Source organism: Bradyrhizobium sp. 132, from assembly GCF_023074185.1.
GTDB lineage: Bacteria > Pseudomonadota > Alphaproteobacteria > Rhizobiales > Xanthobacteraceae > Bradyrhizobium.
On record NZ_JADPKY010000006.1, the window covers coordinates 70,081 to 84,626 of the forward strand.

Below are 14,546 nucleotides of genomic sequence, written 5' to 3' on the forward strand. Positions count from 1 at the left end.
CGCACGTAACGACGGGAGAGAGCGGAGGCTCAAATTCCCAGATATCTGTGCTGCAGATCCGGTTCCGCCATCAGCTCTTCGGAGGTGCCGCTCCACACCGTCTTGCCGCGCTCGATGATGGTGTGGCGGTCGCAGATGCGGGCGAGGTGGTCGACGTTCTTGTCGACGACCAGGATCGACTGTCCCCGGCTCTTGAGCAGCGACAGGCAGTTCCAGATCTCTTCGCGGATCAGCGGCGCCAGGCCTTCGGTCGCTTCATCCAAAATGAGGAGCTTCGGGTTGGTCATCAGCGCGCGGCCGATGGCGAGCATCTGCTGCTCGCCGCCGGAGAGCTGGTTGCCCATGTTGGAGACGCGCTCGGCGAGGCGCGGAAACATCACGTAGATCGACGCCAGCGTCCAGGGATTGGCGCTGCCAAAGCGATCCGCGGCGGCCGCGACCAGATTTTCACGCACGGTGAGGTTCGGGAATATCTGACGTCCCTCGGGGACGAGGCCCACACCGAGTTTTGCGATTCGGTAGGACGGCTGCGTCCGCACTTCCGAGCCCGCGAAGCGGATGCTGCCCGCGCGCGCCGGCGTCAGGCCCATGATGGAGCGGATGGTCGTGGTCTTGCCCATGCCGTTGCGGCCCATCAGCGAGACCATCTCGCCTGATTTGATCGACAGCGACAAGCCGAACAGCACCTGGGACAGGCCGTAGCAGGTCTCGATGCCGTCGACCTCGAGCAGCGCGTCAGCCGCCACTTTTTCAGACATGGTGCGTCACCACATGCGCCTCGCCGAGATAGGCGCGCTTGACGTCCTCGTTCGCCCGGATCGCGGCCGGATCGCCAGAGGCAATGACGCGGCCATAGACCAGTACCGAGATACGGTCGGCGAGCGCGAACACCGCGGGCATGTCGTGCTCGACCAGCACGATCGAGACTTCCTTCCGCAGCTCCTGGAGCAGCTGCACCATGCGCTGGGACTCAGTGACGCCGAGACCCGCCATCGGCTCGTCGAGCAGCAACAGCTTCGGCTTGCTTGCCAGCGCAACCGCAAGCTCGATCTGGCGACGCTCGCCATGGCTGAGCCTGGACACCAGGACATCGGCACGATGGGCGAGACCGACGCGGTCGAGCGCGGCATGCGCGGCATCGCGCAGGCCTTTTTCCTTGCGCGCATCGGCGAAGAAGCGGAACGAGGTGCCGGCATGCGCTTGCGCCGCGAGCGCGACGTTGTCGGCGGCGGTGAAATCGAGCAGCAGCGAAGTGATCTGGAACGAACGTGCCAGGCCCAGCGCGCAGCGGCGATAGGCCGGCAAATAAGTGATGTCGCGCCCCGCCAGCGAGACGCTGCCGGAATGCGGCTCCAGATGCCCGGTGAGCTGGCTGATCAGCGTGGTCTTGCCGGCGCCGTTCGGGCCGATGATGGCGTGCAGCTCACCTGCCGCGACGTCGAGCGAGACGTTGTCCGTGGCAATGATGCCGCCGAAGCGGCGCACCAGCTTGTCAACGCGGAGCAGCGGTTCAGCCACGGTTGAGCCTCCCGAGCAGGCCCATGATGCCGCCGCGGCCGAACAGCACGACCAGCAGCAACAGCGGGCCCATGATCAGCGCCCAGTATTCGGTGAGCTGCGACAAGAATTCTTCCAGCAGCAAATATACCACCGCGCCGATGACCGGACCGAACAGCGTGCCCATGCCCCCGAGGATCACCATCACCATGAGGTCGCCGGAACGCGTCCAGTACATCACGGCCGGGCTGACGAAATCGGTATTGTTGGCGAGCAGCGCGCCGGCGAGGCCGCACATCGTGCCCGAGATGACGAAGCAGACCAGCTGGTAGCGTTTCGAGGGAAAGCCGATCGCCTGCATGCGCTGCTCGTTGGAGCGCAGGCCCTGCAAGACGAGACCGAAGCGCGAATTGGCGATGCGCCAGATCAGGAAGACCACGCCGAACAGGCAGGCGAGGCAGAGATAGTAGAACTGCGTGCGATTCGACAGATTGATCAGCCCGGAGAAGTCGCTACGCTTGTAAATGGTGAGGCCGTCATCGCCGCCGTAACGCGCCAGCCCCGAGGCGACGTAATAGGCCATCTGCGCGAAGGCGAGCGTGATCATGATGAAGTAAACGCCACGCGTGCGAAGCGAGAGCGCGCCGATGACCAGCGCGTAAGTAGCGGAGGCCGCGAGCGCGACCGGAAACTGGATGAAGCCGCTTCCGACGCCTTCCTGCGCCAGCATGCCGACCGCATAGCCGCCGATGCCGAGATAGGCGGCGTGGCCAAAACTCATCATGCCGCCAAAACCCATGATGAGGTTGAGGCTCGCGGCCGCCAGCGCCAGGATGACGATGCGCGTGAACAGCGTCAGGATGAAGATGTTGCCGGAGGCTTGCGAATAGAGCGGCAGCAGCACGAGGCCCGCCAGCATCAGGGCCGTGACGGCCTTGCTCACAGTGAAAGTCTTCATCGACGGTTGGCCGGAAACAGCCCCTCCGGCCGCACCACCAGCACGATCGCCATCAGCAGATAGATCAGCATGGACGATAGCGCGGGCGCGGCGGTGGAAGCAGCGGCGCCGCTCAGCACCTGCCGCAATAAATTGGGCAGGAAGGCGCGGCCGAGCGTGTCGATCATGCCGACGAAGATCGCGGCCAGGAAGGCGCCGCGGATCGAGCCGATGCCGCCGATCACGATGATGACGAAGGCGAGGATCAAAATGTTCTCGCCCATGCCGATCTGCACGGTGAGGATCGGCGCCTGCATCAATCCGGCAAGGCCGGCCAGCGCGGCACCGAGGCCGAAAACCAGGGTGTAGAGCAGCTTGATGTTGATGCCGAGCGCGCCGATCATCTCGCGATTGGAGGCGCCGGCGCGGATCAGCATGCCGATGCGGGTACGCATCACGCCGAGATAGAGCAGGAGCGCGACCAGCAGCGCCACCGCGATGATGGCGAGGCGATAGGCGGGATAGTGAATGCCGGGCAGGATAGGCACCGGCACGGTGAGCCAAGCCGGGAGCGGCAGCGCAAGGCCGGCCGGCCCCCAGATCAGCCGCACGGCTTCGTTGAAGAACAGGATCAGGCCGAAGGTCGCGAGCACGTGGTCGAGATGGTCACGTCCGTAGAGATGCCGCAGCGCGCTCATCTCCAGCACGATGCCGAGCACGAGCGTCGCGCCGAGCGCCAGCAGCGCGCCGAGCAGGAAGCTGCCGGTCCAGGCTGCGAAGGTCGCGGCGAAATAGGCGCCCATCATGTAGAGCGAGCCGTGCGCGAGGTTGACGAGATCCATGATCCCGAACACCAGCGTCAGGCCGGCGGCGAGCAGAAACAGCAGCAGGCCGAACTGCAATCCGTTCAAGAACTGTTCGACGACGAGCAACATCAAAACTCTTTCAGGCGCACGCAGGTTCGCGCCGATGTTCGAACACGGTCGCCATCAGTGAAAGAGCTCCCCCTGCCTGTACAAGGCGGAAAAATGGGTAATGGCAGTATCGTTCCGAGGCAAGAGCGATTTGACACCAAACATGCACTTTGTTGCATGCCGATGCATGCGAGCGAGCGCCGCCATGCAAAGCGCTGTGCAAGAAGGCTGCCGCGCGGGATGGGTCAACCTGCCGCACCCAAACGATCACCCTCCCCCCGTTGCCGGAGGAAGGGTGTGAAATTCGTCGCAACGTCAGGAAGGATGGCGCCTAGTGCGACGTCATCTGCCGGGAAAGGTTATCCGGTTCAGCGAGCACGCTGTTGGCCGTCGAGGCCTCCAGCGCCGCCATCCGGAACAGATAGGCGAGCGTCCCCAATCCGGTGTCTTCCGCCATCTGCGCAAGCTCGAGCGCCATGTCGGACATGTAGCCGAGATTCTCGTCCTTGGTCTGCGCCATGATCTGGCTGTTCCGCATCATGTTCGACATTTCAAGCGCTCTTTCGTTGCGCGGCGAGGCCGCAGAGGTTGGCACGGGCGACGGCGTCCAAACGCGGGCCGTCCTGTTGCACGATCGAAGGCATGCCGATGCGATCATGCAGGGCATCGAGCGTCTCCCGACGAATGTCGATCGTCGCCGCCATGGTCCATGCGTTCTCCACCAGAGTCGGCAGACCGAGCGGGGTCACGACGAAGCCGGCCTCATGAAAGCGCGGCAACCACCAGGTTTCCATGATCGCGCTGACTTGCGCGATCCCCTGACCGAGGCAGAACTCCTGCACCGCCGTCATCAGTTGCAGGTTGAGCGCGCCGTCGCGGCGATCGCGCACGACAAAGTAGCGCGACCATTCCCAGACCAGCGGATCCGCCGGACAGCCGCGCACCGCCGCCAGATGCGGGAAGACTTCGCTCATCATTGAAGACTTGGTAGTCGGGTAGAGCCGGTGACCGCCGATGACGCGCCGCCCCTCCAGCGCGAGCAGATAGACGGTATCCTCGTCGTCATAGGAATCGATCTCGCGGCAATCAGGTTTGCGAAGTGCCTCCCAGTGGCGCTCTTCGACGAAGATGTCGTGCCGCAGCCGGAAATGCCGCTCGAGCACGTCTTCGTAAAGGTGACGATTTACCGCAGAAATGGCGTGAATCATGAAAGCCCCCATTCGTCCTTAATGGGGAGCAGCGTCTGCGAAAAGAGGCAGGCTCGATATTGGGAAATTTCCCAGTACGTCGGTTAGGGATTGATGATCTTGTTGCGAATCGCCAGTGCAACCGCATGCGTGCGGTTGACGGCACCGAGCTTGCGCGCGGCGGTTGCAAGATGCTCTTCGGCGGTACGCTGCGTGATGTGCAGGATCTCGCCGATTTCCCAGGCCGACTTGCCCTGCGAGGCCCAGGAGATCACTTCGCGCTCGCGCGGGGTGAGGCGTGTCGACGAATACGGCGCCGGATCGAGCAGACGGCGAATGTGGTCGAAGCCGTACATCGCCATCAGGTGCAATGCCGGCTTGCTGCGGGCGTTGAGATCGAGATGGATGCCCCCGAGCGACACGGCGGCCTCATAGCCGGTGAGCCCGTGGATCGGCACGATGAAGCCGCGCGACATGCGGAAATCGCCGGCGCGGTTCATTACCTCCGCCGCGCCCGGATCGAGTTCGGCATCATAGGGCGCTTCCGACCATTCGAACGGGTTGACCGATTGTCGGCACATCCGCACCACCGGGTCGACGCGGTCGTAGTTGTTCTGTGTGTAGAGACTGAACCATTCCGCGGGCCAGCGCTTGGCGAGCACCATCTGTGCGAACCGCTGGTCGGGATTCGGCAACCCTGTCACGATGATGGTTTCGAAGCCGAAGCGCCCGAACGCCCCTTCGAGCGCGTTCATAGCGTCCGGAACCTTACGATAGGCCGCCAGGCCTTCAATGAAGTCGAGCGCCTCCCGGCCATAATCCACGGCGGACATCGGTGCGTTTCCTGACCCTTGGGCTCCGGTATAGCACGTCTTCGCGGGCTGCCTCAATTCACCGTTTCCGTAGTTGTCCGGTATCCCATTGACCTCGAAGCTTTGATCTACTTGTGGAAGATGAGACGTCAAGTTACACCTATGACGTCTGAAGCGGGAAAACCACGATGGAAGACGAGGACATCGCCCTCAACAGCGTTCTCGGCCTGGAACTCAACCGCGTGTTTTTCGCCGTCCGTGAAACGGCGAACAAGCAGAAGATCATCGAGTTCGCGCGCGAGGTGCTGCAAAGCGAGCGCCCGGAACGACCCGGCAGCGTGTCGCCCGAAGGACCGTCGAGCTAAACGCGGTCACGGCAGCGCGGGGCGCGCGCCGCCAATTCACGTTGTCGAACATTTGCCGCTGGATGACCTCGCGGCTCTCGTGAGATGATCGCGACCACGATTATCTTTCGGATGCCCAGGACATGATGACGCTGCGCCAGGTTGAAGTGATCCGTGCCGTGATGGTGACGGGCACCATCGGCGGCGCGGCGAAGCTGCTCAACGTTTCGGCCCCGGGGATCAGCCGCCTCGTCAAATACACCGAACGCTCGCTCGGCATCCGCTTCTTCCAGCGCCAGAACGGCCGCTATTTCCCGACGCCGGAAGCCGAGAACATCTTCGAGCAGATCAACGGCGTCTACAAGAAGGTGGACGACCTCTCCGAGCTCATCTCCAAGATCGGCCGCGGTGGATTGTCGGAGCTGCGCATCGGCTCGGTACCGAGCATCTCGCAGGTGATGGTGCCGCGCGCGATCGAGCGCGTCCGCCGCCGCTATCCCGACCTCGGCATCGACATCAACATCCTCAAGCTCGAGGAAGCCATCGACTATCTCCTGCTCGGCCGCGGCGAGTGCGTCGCGATGAGCTATCGGCTCGACCATTCCGGGCTTGACTTCATGCCGCTCGCCTCCGGCGAGCTCTATTGCATCGTGCCATCAGGCCATGAGCTCGCCGGCCGCAAGCAGGTTTCCGCGGCCGAGATCACCCGCTATCCGCTGATCGGCATCGATCCCAACGACCCTTACGGCCGGATCATGGCCGAGATCTTTGCGCGCAACCGGCTCGACTACAACATCACCATCCGCGCGCGCTTCGGTACCACGGTCTGCGCGCTGGTGAAGGCGGGGCTCGGCATCGCCATCATCGACCAGTTCACGGTCGCCCACGGCGGCTATCCCGGCGTCGAGCTCCTGAAGATCACCGAGCCGACGCGGTTCGACACCTACATCGCGGTGAAGCGCGGCGCGCCGCTGTCGCTTCACGTCGAGTATTTCATCGAGTCCCTGCGCGCCGAGATGCGCGCGGTGGAGCCGTCCCGCATCAACGGCAAGGCCATCCCTTCGCGCGGGCGCAAGAAATAACATTATGTTAGGTTTGCCAGATAAATGGGTAATTGTGTTAGGCAGGGGAAAGACTATCGTCGCACATGGAAGCCCCCTTGGAATTGCGCGGATTTCCCCGCTAATGGCCGGGACCGAACACTCCCAACGAGACGATAGCGAACCATGTCCGAGCGCGGATACGCCGCCAGCAAAAAGCTCCTCACCGGCCTGATCGGCGCGCCGATCGCGCATTCCGCATCCCCCGCCATGCATGAGAGCGCCGCCGAGGCTCTGGGCTTGCGCGGCCACTACCAGCTCATCGAGGTCGCCGGCGCCGATGCGGCCGGGCTTCGCTTGATGCTCGAGGGCGTGCGGCGGCTCGGCTTTGGCGGCGTCAACGTCACCTACCCCTACAAGGAAGCGGTGGTCCCGCTGCTCGACGAACTGGCGCCGGGCGCTGCCGCGATGGGCGCGGTCAACACCGTCGTCGCCCGGGACGGCCGGCTGACCGGCCACAACACCGACACCACCGGCTTCGCGCGCGCGGTGGCGCCACTGCTGGCGCCGTCGGGCAACGCCGTCGCCGTGATCGGCGCCGGCGGCGTCGGCAAGGCGATCGCGTTTGCGCTGGCGAGCCTGGACGTGACCGACATCCGCATCTTCGACAGCGAGCCGGCGCGCGCCGAGACGCTCGTCTCCCTGCTCGCCGCACAGGGCGTCGCAAGGCTGGCGTCGAGCATCGAGGACGCGCTGCAAGGCGCGACCGGCCTCGTCAACGGCACGCCGGTCGGGATGCTGCCGAACCGCGGCATGCCGGTCCCGGCCACGCTGCTGCATGAAAAATTGTGGGTTGCGGATGCCGTCTACTCGCCGCTGATCACGCCGCTGCTCGCGGCCGCACAAGCCACGAGCGCGCGGATCATGACCGGGCGGGAGCTCGCGATCTACCAGGCCGCCGACGCTTTCGAACTGTTCACGGGCCTTGCCCCATCGACCGAGGTCATGGGAGAGGCATTTGACGAGGTGATGGCGGCACGAAGCTCGGCCTATCACGCAGCGTAACCAAAGCGGCCGGACACAAGGCCGCGAACAACATCAACGAAAAATGGGAGGATAGACCATGAAATCGGCCATTCTGGCGGGCGCCCTGCTTGCCTTCGCGACTGCAACCAGTGTTCACGCCCAGGCGATCAAGCTCGCCGACGTCGCCGAGCTTTCCGGCGGCGGCGCAACCGTCGGCACCAACTGGAAGAACGGCATCGACCTCGCGATCGAAGAGATCAACGCCAAGGGCGGTGTGCTCGGCCGCAAGTTAGAGGTCACCCATGCGGACTCGCAATCCAACCCCGGCGTTGCGCGCGCGCAGGTGCAGAAGGCGCTCGACGCCGAGCCCTATGTGCTGCTCGGGCCCGGCTATTCCGGCTCCGTGAAGGTCACCGCGCCGCTCGCAGCCGAAGCCGGCATCGCGCAGATCATGGGCGGCGAAGCCGCCGAGTTGACGCAGGCCGGAAACAAATTCCTGTTCCGCACCTCGTTCGGCCAGCAATCCTCGATGCCGAAGGTCGCCAATTACATTCACGACGACATGAAGGCGAAGTCGGTCGCGGTGGTCTGGGTCAACAATGATTTCGGCCGCGGCGGTCGCGACGTCGTGGTCAAGGAGCTCGACCGGCTCGGCTCCAAGGTGGTCGCCGATCTCTCCACCGAAGCGGGCCAGGCGGATTTCGCCGCCGACGTCGGCAAGATCAAGGCGGCCAATCCCGACGCCGTGTTCGTCTACCTGAACGAGGAAGAGAGCGCGCGCATCCTGAAGGAACTGAAGCGTCAGGGCGTCACCGCGCCGCTGATGGGCGAGACCACGCTGATCGGCCAGAAGGTGATCGAGCTCGCGGGCGATGCGGCCAATGGCGCGCGCGGCCATGTCGGCCTGACCACCGACGCCCCGGTCGACCTGATCAAGACGTTTCGCGACAAATTCGCGAAGAAGTACAATTACGTGCCCGACCATAACGGCCTGAAGGGCTATCTTGCGGTCTACATGGTGAAAGCCACGACCGAAAAAATGGGCAAAGTCGATTCCAAAGCCTTCGCCGACACGCTGCATGGCCTGACCATCAAGGCCGCGGACGAGCCGGGCATCCTGATGGACGTCACCTTCAGCGACACCGGCGACATCGATCGCCAGAGCTTTCTGGTCGAGGTGGTCGAAGGCAAGCAGGTCGTGAAGCAGGTGCTGCCGAAGGTGAAGTGAGGGCTTCTTTCTTCTCCCTCGCCCCGCTCTTGCCGGGAGAGGGAGTGATAGACCTGAACGCGCTTTCACTCGGGCTCTAACGATCAAAGAGAACCCATGTCAAATCTGTTCGATCTTCTGGTCGCGGGACTTGCCACCGGCGCGATCTATGCGCTGGTCGCGGTCGGCTTCACGCTGCTGTGGCAGACCTCGCAGACCATCAATTTCGCGCAAGGCGAGTTCGTGATGCTGCCGGCATTTTTGATGTTGGCAGCAATGCATGCCGGCGCGCCGTTCTGGCTCGCGATCATCCTCGGCATCCTGCTCTCGATGCTGCTGCTGGGCCTCGCCTTCAAGATGCTGCTGGTCGATCCGATGATGCGCCATGGCGTGCTGCCGCTTGCGATCGCGACGATGGCGCTCGCGATCGGCATCAAAGAGGCCGTGAAGCAGTTCTTCAGCGCCGAGGCCTCACCCTTCCCCTCGATCGTACCGACCGGCGACGTCTCCATCCTCGGCCACGCCGTCTCGCTGCAAAGCATCGGCGTCCTCGTCCTCGCCATCCTTGCTGTCTCCGGTCTGACCGCGCTCCTGAACCGAACTTCGCTCGGCCACCAGATGCAGGCGGCGGCGCAGAACCCGACGGTGGCGCGCATCATCGGCGTCCCGGTCGAGCGCATGATCCTCCTGACCTTCCTGATCAATGCGTTCCTGGTCGCGCTCGCCTCGCTGTTGATTACGCCGATCTATCTCGCAAAATTTACATCGGGCGAGGTGCTGGGCCAGGCCGCCTTCATCGCCGCGATCGTCGGCGGGTTCAACCAGGTGCGCGGCGCGATCGCGGGCGGCCTCCTGATCGGCGTGCTCGACAATCTCGCCGCCGCCTACGTCTCGACGCAATACCGCGCCGCTGTGCCGATGATCATCCTGATCGCCGTCATCCTGTTCCGGCCGCAGGGCTTGCTCGGCCGCGCCGAGGAGCGCACCGTATGAGCGCCTTCGCCAAGCCTCTGAAGATCGCGCTCGGCCTCATCGTCATCGCCGCGCTGATCGTCATCCCCATGAACTTCAACCGTTATGGCCTGTTCATCCTGAGCCAGTGGGCGGTGATGGCGATCGCCGCCATGGGCCTCAACCTCACGCTCGGCTATGCCGGCCAGGTCTCGCTGGCGCAGGGCGCCTTCGTCGGCATCGGCGCTTACGCGGCAGCGATGATGACCACGCATGGCTGGCCGCTGCCGGCGGCGATCGTCGTCGCGATCGCGTTGAGCTTCGCGGTCGGCTGGGTGCTCGGCTACCCCGCGCTGCGGGTGCAGCACCACTACCTCGCCTTCGTCACGCTCGCCTTCTCCACGCTGGCCTTCCTGGTGTTTCGCAACGAGAGCTGGCTCACCGGCGGCATCTACGGCATCTCCAACATTCCGCGCCCGCACATCTTCGGCATCCCAACCAGCAAGCCGCTGCCGTTCTACTATGTCTGCCTCGGCTCGCTCGCGATCGTGTCGCTGGCGGTGTGGTGGCTGATCCGCTCACCCTGGGGCCGCGCGTTCATGGCGCTGCGCGAAAATCCGCTGCGCGCGCAATCGCTCGGCGTCGACACGCGCCGCTATACGCTGATGGCGTTCGCGATCGGCTCGGCGCTCGGCGGCGTGGCCGGCGCGCTCTATGCGCCGCTGACGCAATATATCGATCCCGTGCCGTTCAACCTGTCGCTCTCGCTCGACCTCTTGATGATGGTGATCGTCGGCGGCGCCGGCTTCTTCCTGGGTCCGTTCCTGGGCGCGATGATCGCCGTGCTGCTGCCGGAATGGCTGCGCTTCACCGAGGGCTATTATCTGATGCTCTACGCGATCGCGGTGATGGGGCTGCTGATCTGGTCGCCGACCGGCATTTTGGGAATCCTGGATCGCTATCTGGCCGAACGCCGCACCAAGGCGGCTTCTACGCTGCGCGCTGTCGCAAAATCCCGGCTGGAGACGGTGCAATGAGCGCAGTCCTCGAAGTCACCGACATCAAGAAGAACTTTGGCGGCATCAGTGCCGTCGGCGGCGTCTCTTTCGACGTGCGCGAAGGCGAGATCCTCGGCCTGATCGGCCCGAACGGCTGCGGCAAGTCCACCTTGTTCAACTGCATCCTCGGCCAGCTCACGCCATCAGGCGGCGAGGTCAAGCTCGACGGCAAGGTGGTCACCGGCCTGCGCCCTGCCGAGCTCAACAAGCTCGGGGTCAGCCGCACCTTCCAGCTCCTGCAAGTGTTTCCAAAGCTCTCGGTGCGCGAGAACCTGATCCTCGCAGGCCAGGAGCACCAGGGCAGCATGGCCTCGCGCCTGGTCGGCCGCTCCGATGCCGGACTGACGGAGGCTGCCAACCAGATGATCGGCTTTTTCAAGCTCGATCATCTCGCCGACGAGCCGGCCGGCGGACTCTCCTATGGCCAACAGAAGCTGCTCGACGCCGCCATGGCCTTCATGGGTGGACCGCGCCTGGTGCTGCTCGACGAGCCCGCCGGCGGCGTCAACCCGTCGATGCTGACGGATTTGAAGGAGCGGCTGGTCGCGATCAACCGCGAGAAGAACGCCACGTTCGTCGTGATCGAGCACAACATGGAATTCGTGATGTCGCTGTGCTCGCGCGTGATGGTGATGGCGGAAGGCAAGGTGCTGGCGATGGGACGGCCTGACGAGGTCCGCAAGGATCCCGCCGTGATTGAAGCCTATCTCGGACATTAGGGAGAGCCATCATGAGCGATCCGATCCTCTCGGTTCACAATCTCGTCGGCGGCTACGGCAAGATGACGATTTTGAACGGCACGACCTTCGCCGTGCCGCAGGCCACCATCACCACCATCATCGGCCCGAACGGCGCCGGCAAGTCCACCGTGTTCAAGGCGATCTTCGGCCTGCTCAAGCTGCGCGAGGGCAAGATCAGTTTTGCCGGCCGCGACGTCACCAATTTGAGCCAGCGCGCGCTGCTCAATGTTGGCATCTGCTACGTGCCGCAGGGCCGCAACATCTTTCCCGAGTTGTCGGTGCGCCACAACATCGAGCTCGGCGGCGTTTCCGCGGGCAAGGGCATCGACCTGCAGAGCCGGATCAAGGCCGCGCTCGACCTGTTCCCGGTGCTGCGGCGGAAATCGACGCAGCAGGCTTCCACATTGTCCGGCGGCGAGCAGAAGCAACTCGAAATCGCCCGCTCGCTGCTGCTCGAACCAAAGCTCGTGCTGATCGACGAGCCCTCGATCGGCCTGTCACCGCTGATGGTGCAGCAGACTTTCGACATCCTGAAATCCCTGCGCGACCGGGGCGTCACGATTTTGATGATCGAGCAGAACGCACGCTCGGCGCTGGAGATTTCCGACATCGGCATCGTGCTTGAGCTCGGCCAGACCCGCATGGTCGACGGCGCGAAGCGAATCCTGAACGACCCGCGAATCGGCCAGCTCTTCCTGGGCGGTGCGATGGAGGAGGACAACGCAGCATGAACAAGCGCTCGATCGCGACCGTCTCCCTGTCAGGCAGCCTCGACGAAAAGCTCCGCGCCATCGCATCCGCCGGCTTCGATATGGTCGAGATTTTCGAGAACGATCTGCTGTCGTTCGGCGCAAGCCCGCGCGACATCGCAAAGCTCTGCGGCGACCTCAATCTCGAGATTTGCGCGTTTCAGCCGTTCCGCGATTTCGAGGGCATGCCGGAACCGCAGCGTTCGCGCAACTTTGCCCGCGCCGAGCGCAAGTTCGACCTGATGCAGGAGCTCGGTACCGACCTGCTGCTGATCTGCTCCAACGTGTCCCCCAGCTCGCTCGGCGGCATCGACCGCGCTGCGGATGATTTTCGCGAGCTCGGCGAGCGCGCGGCAAAACGGTCCTTGCGCGTCGGCTACGAGGCTTTGGCCTGGGGACGCCACGTCAACGACTACCGCGACGCCTGGGAGATCGTGCGGCGCGCCGATCACCCCGCGATCGGCGTCATCCTCGACAGCTTTCACGCGCTCGCCCCCGGCTTTCCGGTTCGCGCGATGGCCTCGATCCCCGGCGACAAGATCTTTCTGGTCCAGCTTGCGGATGCACCAAAACTCGAGCTCGACATCCTGTCGTGGAGCCGGCACTTCCGCTCCTTCCCCGGCCAGGGCGATCTGCCGGTCGGCGAGTTCATGGCGGCGATCGCGGCGACCGGCTATGCGGGGCCGCTGTCGCTGGAGATCTTCAACGACCAGTTCCGCGCCGGCTCGGCCATGCAGACCGCGGTCGACGGCCTGCGCTCGCTGATTCTGCTGGAGGACCAGCTTGCACCGGATTGGCCAAAGCTCATCAGCGAGCCCCTGGCGCCGAAGGCCAAAAGTCGCGGTACGGGATTCATCGAGTTTGCCGTCAACGAGACCAAGGCCGGCGAACTCGCCCACCTGCTTTCGCAGCTCGGCTTCCGCAAGACCGGCAAGCATCGCAGCAAGGCGGTGGAACGCTGGTCGCAAGGCAAGGTCGAACTCGTCGTCAACTCCGAGACCGACGGCTTTGCGCATTCGCACTATGTCACGCACGGTCCCGGCGTCTGCGCCATCGCGATCGAGGTCGACAATGCCGGCCTTGCCATGCAACGCGCCGAGACGCTGAAGGCGCGCACGTTCTACCAGCCGGTCGGGCCGGGCGAACTCGAAATTCCCGCGATCCATGGCGTCGGCGGCAGCCTGCTGTATTTCCTCGATCAGGCCGGCAAGAACTGGGACACGGATTTCGAGCCGATTGCGAGCGACGCCGGCGCGGACGCGCTGCTGGCCGTCGATCACATCGCGCAGTCGATGCCCTATGACGAGATGCTGTCCTGGCTGTTGTTCTACACCGGGATCCTCGACCTGACGCGTCTGCCACAGATGGAGATCGCCGATCCCAGAGGGCTCGTGCAGAGCCAGGCCGTCATCAATGACGACCAGAGCCTGCGTTTCGTGCTTAACGGCTCATCCGCCAACCGTACACTGCCGGCGCGCTTCATCTCGGAGTTTTTCGGCTCAGGCGTGCAGCACGTCGCGTTCACGTGCCGGGACATTTTTGCGGCGGTCGCGGAGATGCGCAAGCGCGGCGCTGATTTCCTGGATATCCCTGATAATTACTACGACGACATCGAAGCCAAGTACGATCTGGCACCCGAGCTGATGGCGCAGCTGCGCGCCAACCACATCCTCTACGATCGCGAAGGCGACGGAGAATTCTTCCAGGTCTACACCCACATTTTCGACGAGCGGTTTTTCTTCGAGATCGTGGAGCGGCGGGATTATCAGGGCTTCGGCGCGGCCAATGCCGGGATCAGGCTTGCAGCGCAGGCGCGCGAAGTGCGGCCTGCGAGCATGCCGCGGGTGTAGACTCTCTCTACGCCGTCATTGCGAGGAGCCCTTGCGACGAAGCAATCCAGAATCCCTCAGCGGAAAGATTCTGGATTGCTTCGCTGCGCTCGCAATGACGGGGAGAGAGCTGAGAGCCCCTCTCCCCGCGAGCGGCTATCGGATTCACACATCGGCCATTCGCAGTGAGGCGCCAAATTTGATGCGCTGGAGGGCTTCGAGCCCCAAGCGCATGGTTTTTGGTCCCGGCTTGCC

The 14,546-nt window shown here is 63.9% G+C and carries 16 protein-coding genes; 9 read left to right on the top strand and 7 right to left on the bottom strand.

What is annotated here, in order from left to right; all coding sequences use genetic code 11:
• Positions 1 to 29: 29 nt before the first annotated feature.
• The 7 genes from IVA74_RS00395 to IVA74_RS00425 all read right to left on the bottom strand — a co-directional run bounded on the left by IVA74_RS00395 (position 30) and on the right by IVA74_RS00425 (position 5,368).
• Positions 30 to 758 (bottom strand): ABC transporter ATP-binding protein, encoded by a 729-nt coding sequence (locus tag IVA74_RS00395; RefSeq protein ID WP_247338736.1) that lies wholly within the window; start codon positions 756 to 758, stop codon positions 30 to 32.
• On the bottom strand, positions 751 to 1,518 hold the full coding sequence (locus tag IVA74_RS00400) for an ABC transporter ATP-binding protein (RefSeq protein WP_247338738.1): 768 nt from the start codon (positions 1,516 to 1,518) through the stop codon (positions 751 to 753). The genes IVA74_RS00395 and IVA74_RS00400 overlap by 8 nt, the downstream gene beginning before the upstream one ends.
• A complete protein-coding gene (locus IVA74_RS00405) occupies positions 1,511 to 2,455 on the bottom strand; it encodes a branched-chain amino acid ABC transporter permease (RefSeq protein ID WP_247338740.1) in 945 nt (314 codons plus the stop codon). The genes IVA74_RS00400 and IVA74_RS00405 overlap by 8 nt, the downstream gene beginning before the upstream one ends.
• The gene (locus IVA74_RS00410; protein ID WP_247324607.1) at positions 2,452 to 3,369 is read right to left on the bottom strand and encodes a branched-chain amino acid ABC transporter permease; all 918 of its coding nucleotides are present in this window, start codon (positions 3,367 to 3,369) and stop codon (positions 2,452 to 2,454) included. The genes IVA74_RS00405 and IVA74_RS00410 overlap by 4 nt, the downstream gene beginning before the upstream one ends.
• A 310-nt stretch (positions 3,370 to 3,679) precedes the next feature.
• Positions 3,680 to 3,898, bottom strand: a complete 219-nt coding sequence (locus IVA74_RS00415; protein ID WP_247338742.1) for a hypothetical protein — start codon at positions 3,896 to 3,898, stop codon at positions 3,680 to 3,682.
• A 1-nt stretch (position 3,899) separates the two neighbouring features.
• Entirely contained in the window at positions 3,900 to 4,556 is a 657-nt protein-coding gene (locus tag IVA74_RS00420; protein WP_247338744.1) for an acyl-homoserine-lactone synthase, read from the bottom strand.
• A gap of 83 nt (positions 4,557 to 4,639) precedes the next feature.
• A complete protein-coding gene (locus IVA74_RS00425) occupies positions 4,640 to 5,368 on the bottom strand; it encodes a LuxR family transcriptional regulator (protein ID WP_247338746.1) in 729 nt (242 codons plus the stop codon).
• Between the two features lie 167 nt (positions 5,369 to 5,535).
• Between IVA74_RS00425 and IVA74_RS00430 the strand changes: the two genes are divergently transcribed.
• The 9 genes from IVA74_RS00430 to IVA74_RS00470 all read left to right on the top strand — a co-directional run bounded on the left by IVA74_RS00430 (position 5,536) and on the right by IVA74_RS00470 (position 14,312).
• Entirely contained in the window at positions 5,536 to 5,712 is a 177-nt protein-coding gene (locus IVA74_RS00430; RefSeq protein ID WP_247338748.1) for a hypothetical protein, read from the top strand.
• A 122-nt stretch (positions 5,713 to 5,834) separates the two neighbouring features.
• The gene (locus IVA74_RS00435) at positions 5,835 to 6,773 is read left to right on the top strand and encodes a LysR family transcriptional regulator (RefSeq protein ID WP_247338750.1); all 939 of its coding nucleotides are present in this window, start codon (positions 5,835 to 5,837) and stop codon (positions 6,771 to 6,773) included.
• 144 nt (positions 6,774 to 6,917) lie between these two features.
• A complete protein-coding gene (locus IVA74_RS00440; RefSeq protein WP_247338752.1) occupies positions 6,918 to 7,796 on the top strand; it encodes a shikimate dehydrogenase in 879 nt (292 codons plus the stop codon).
• A 58-nt stretch (positions 7,797 to 7,854) separates the two neighbouring features.
• Entirely contained in the window at positions 7,855 to 8,985 is a 1,131-nt protein-coding gene (locus IVA74_RS00445) for an ABC transporter substrate-binding protein (protein WP_247338753.1), read from the top strand.
• 96 nt (positions 8,986 to 9,081) lie between these two features.
• Positions 9,082 to 9,957 carry a branched-chain amino acid ABC transporter permease gene (locus tag IVA74_RS00450; protein WP_247338755.1) on the top strand — a complete coding sequence of 292 codons (876 nt, stop codon included), beginning with the start codon at positions 9,082 to 9,084 and terminating at the stop codon, positions 9,955 to 9,957.
• Positions 9,954 to 10,952 (top strand): branched-chain amino acid ABC transporter permease, encoded by a 999-nt coding sequence (locus IVA74_RS00455; protein WP_247338757.1) that lies wholly within the window; start codon positions 9,954 to 9,956, stop codon positions 10,950 to 10,952. Before IVA74_RS00450 ends, IVA74_RS00455 begins: the two co-directional genes overlap by 4 nt.
• The gene (locus IVA74_RS00460; protein ID WP_247338759.1) at positions 10,949 to 11,692 is read left to right on the top strand and encodes an ABC transporter ATP-binding protein; all 744 of its coding nucleotides are present in this window, start codon (positions 10,949 to 10,951) and stop codon (positions 11,690 to 11,692) included. The genes IVA74_RS00455 and IVA74_RS00460 overlap by 4 nt, the downstream gene beginning before the upstream one ends.
• Before the next feature lie 11 nt (positions 11,693 to 11,703).
• Complete coding sequence (locus IVA74_RS00465) at positions 11,704 to 12,444, top strand: ABC transporter ATP-binding protein (RefSeq protein WP_247338761.1); 741 nt, start codon at positions 11,704 to 11,706, stop codon at positions 12,442 to 12,444.
• Positions 12,441 to 14,312, top strand: coding sequence for a sugar phosphate isomerase/epimerase and 4-hydroxyphenylpyruvate domain-containing protein (locus IVA74_RS00470; RefSeq protein WP_247338763.1), 1,872 nt, complete (start codon positions 12,441 to 12,443; stop codon positions 14,310 to 14,312). Before IVA74_RS00465 ends, IVA74_RS00470 begins: the two co-directional genes overlap by 4 nt.
• Positions 14,313 to 14,546: the final 234 nt, after the last annotated feature.

Excerpts from the sequence above, each read along its gene's own strand:
- IVA74_RS00395 (WP_247338736.1), bottom strand. The coding sequence starts at position 758 with ATGTCTGAAAAAGTGGCGGCTGACGCGCTGCTCGAGGTCGACGGCATC.
- IVA74_RS00405 (WP_247338740.1), bottom strand. The coding sequence starts at position 2,455 with ATGAAGACTTTCACTGTGAGCAAGGCCGTCACGGCCCTGATGCTGGCG.
- IVA74_RS00410 (WP_247324607.1), bottom strand. The coding sequence starts at position 3,369 with ATGTTGCTCGTCGTCGAACAGTTCTTGAACGGATTGCAGTTCGGCCTG.
- IVA74_RS00415 (WP_247338742.1), bottom strand. The coding sequence starts at position 3,898 with ATGTCGAACATGATGCGGAACAGCCAGATCATGGCGCAGACCAAGGAC.
- IVA74_RS00420 (WP_247338744.1), bottom strand. The coding sequence starts at position 4,556 with ATGATTCACGCCATTTCTGCGGTAAATCGTCACCTTTACGAAGACGTG.
- IVA74_RS00425 (WP_247338746.1), bottom strand. The coding sequence starts at position 5,368 with ATGTCCGCCGTGGATTATGGCCGGGAGGCGCTCGACTTCATTGAAGGC.
- IVA74_RS00430 (WP_247338748.1), top strand. The coding sequence starts at position 5,536 with ATGGAAGACGAGGACATCGCCCTCAACAGCGTTCTCGGCCTGGAACTC.
- IVA74_RS00435 (WP_247338750.1), top strand. The coding sequence starts at position 5,835 with ATGATGACGCTGCGCCAGGTTGAAGTGATCCGTGCCGTGATGGTGACG.
- IVA74_RS00440 (WP_247338752.1), top strand. The coding sequence starts at position 6,918 with ATGTCCGAGCGCGGATACGCCGCCAGCAAAAAGCTCCTCACCGGCCTG.
- IVA74_RS00445 (WP_247338753.1), top strand. The coding sequence starts at position 7,855 with ATGAAATCGGCCATTCTGGCGGGCGCCCTGCTTGCCTTCGCGACTGCA.
- IVA74_RS00450 (WP_247338755.1), top strand. The coding sequence starts at position 9,082 with ATGTCAAATCTGTTCGATCTTCTGGTCGCGGGACTTGCCACCGGCGCG.
- IVA74_RS00455 (WP_247338757.1), top strand. The coding sequence starts at position 9,954 with ATGAGCGCCTTCGCCAAGCCTCTGAAGATCGCGCTCGGCCTCATCGTC.
- IVA74_RS00460 (WP_247338759.1), top strand. The coding sequence starts at position 10,949 with ATGAGCGCAGTCCTCGAAGTCACCGACATCAAGAAGAACTTTGGCGGC.
- IVA74_RS00465 (WP_247338761.1), top strand. The coding sequence starts at position 11,704 with ATGAGCGATCCGATCCTCTCGGTTCACAATCTCGTCGGCGGCTACGGC.
- IVA74_RS00470 (WP_247338763.1), top strand. The coding sequence starts at position 12,441 with ATGAACAAGCGCTCGATCGCGACCGTCTCCCTGTCAGGCAGCCTCGAC.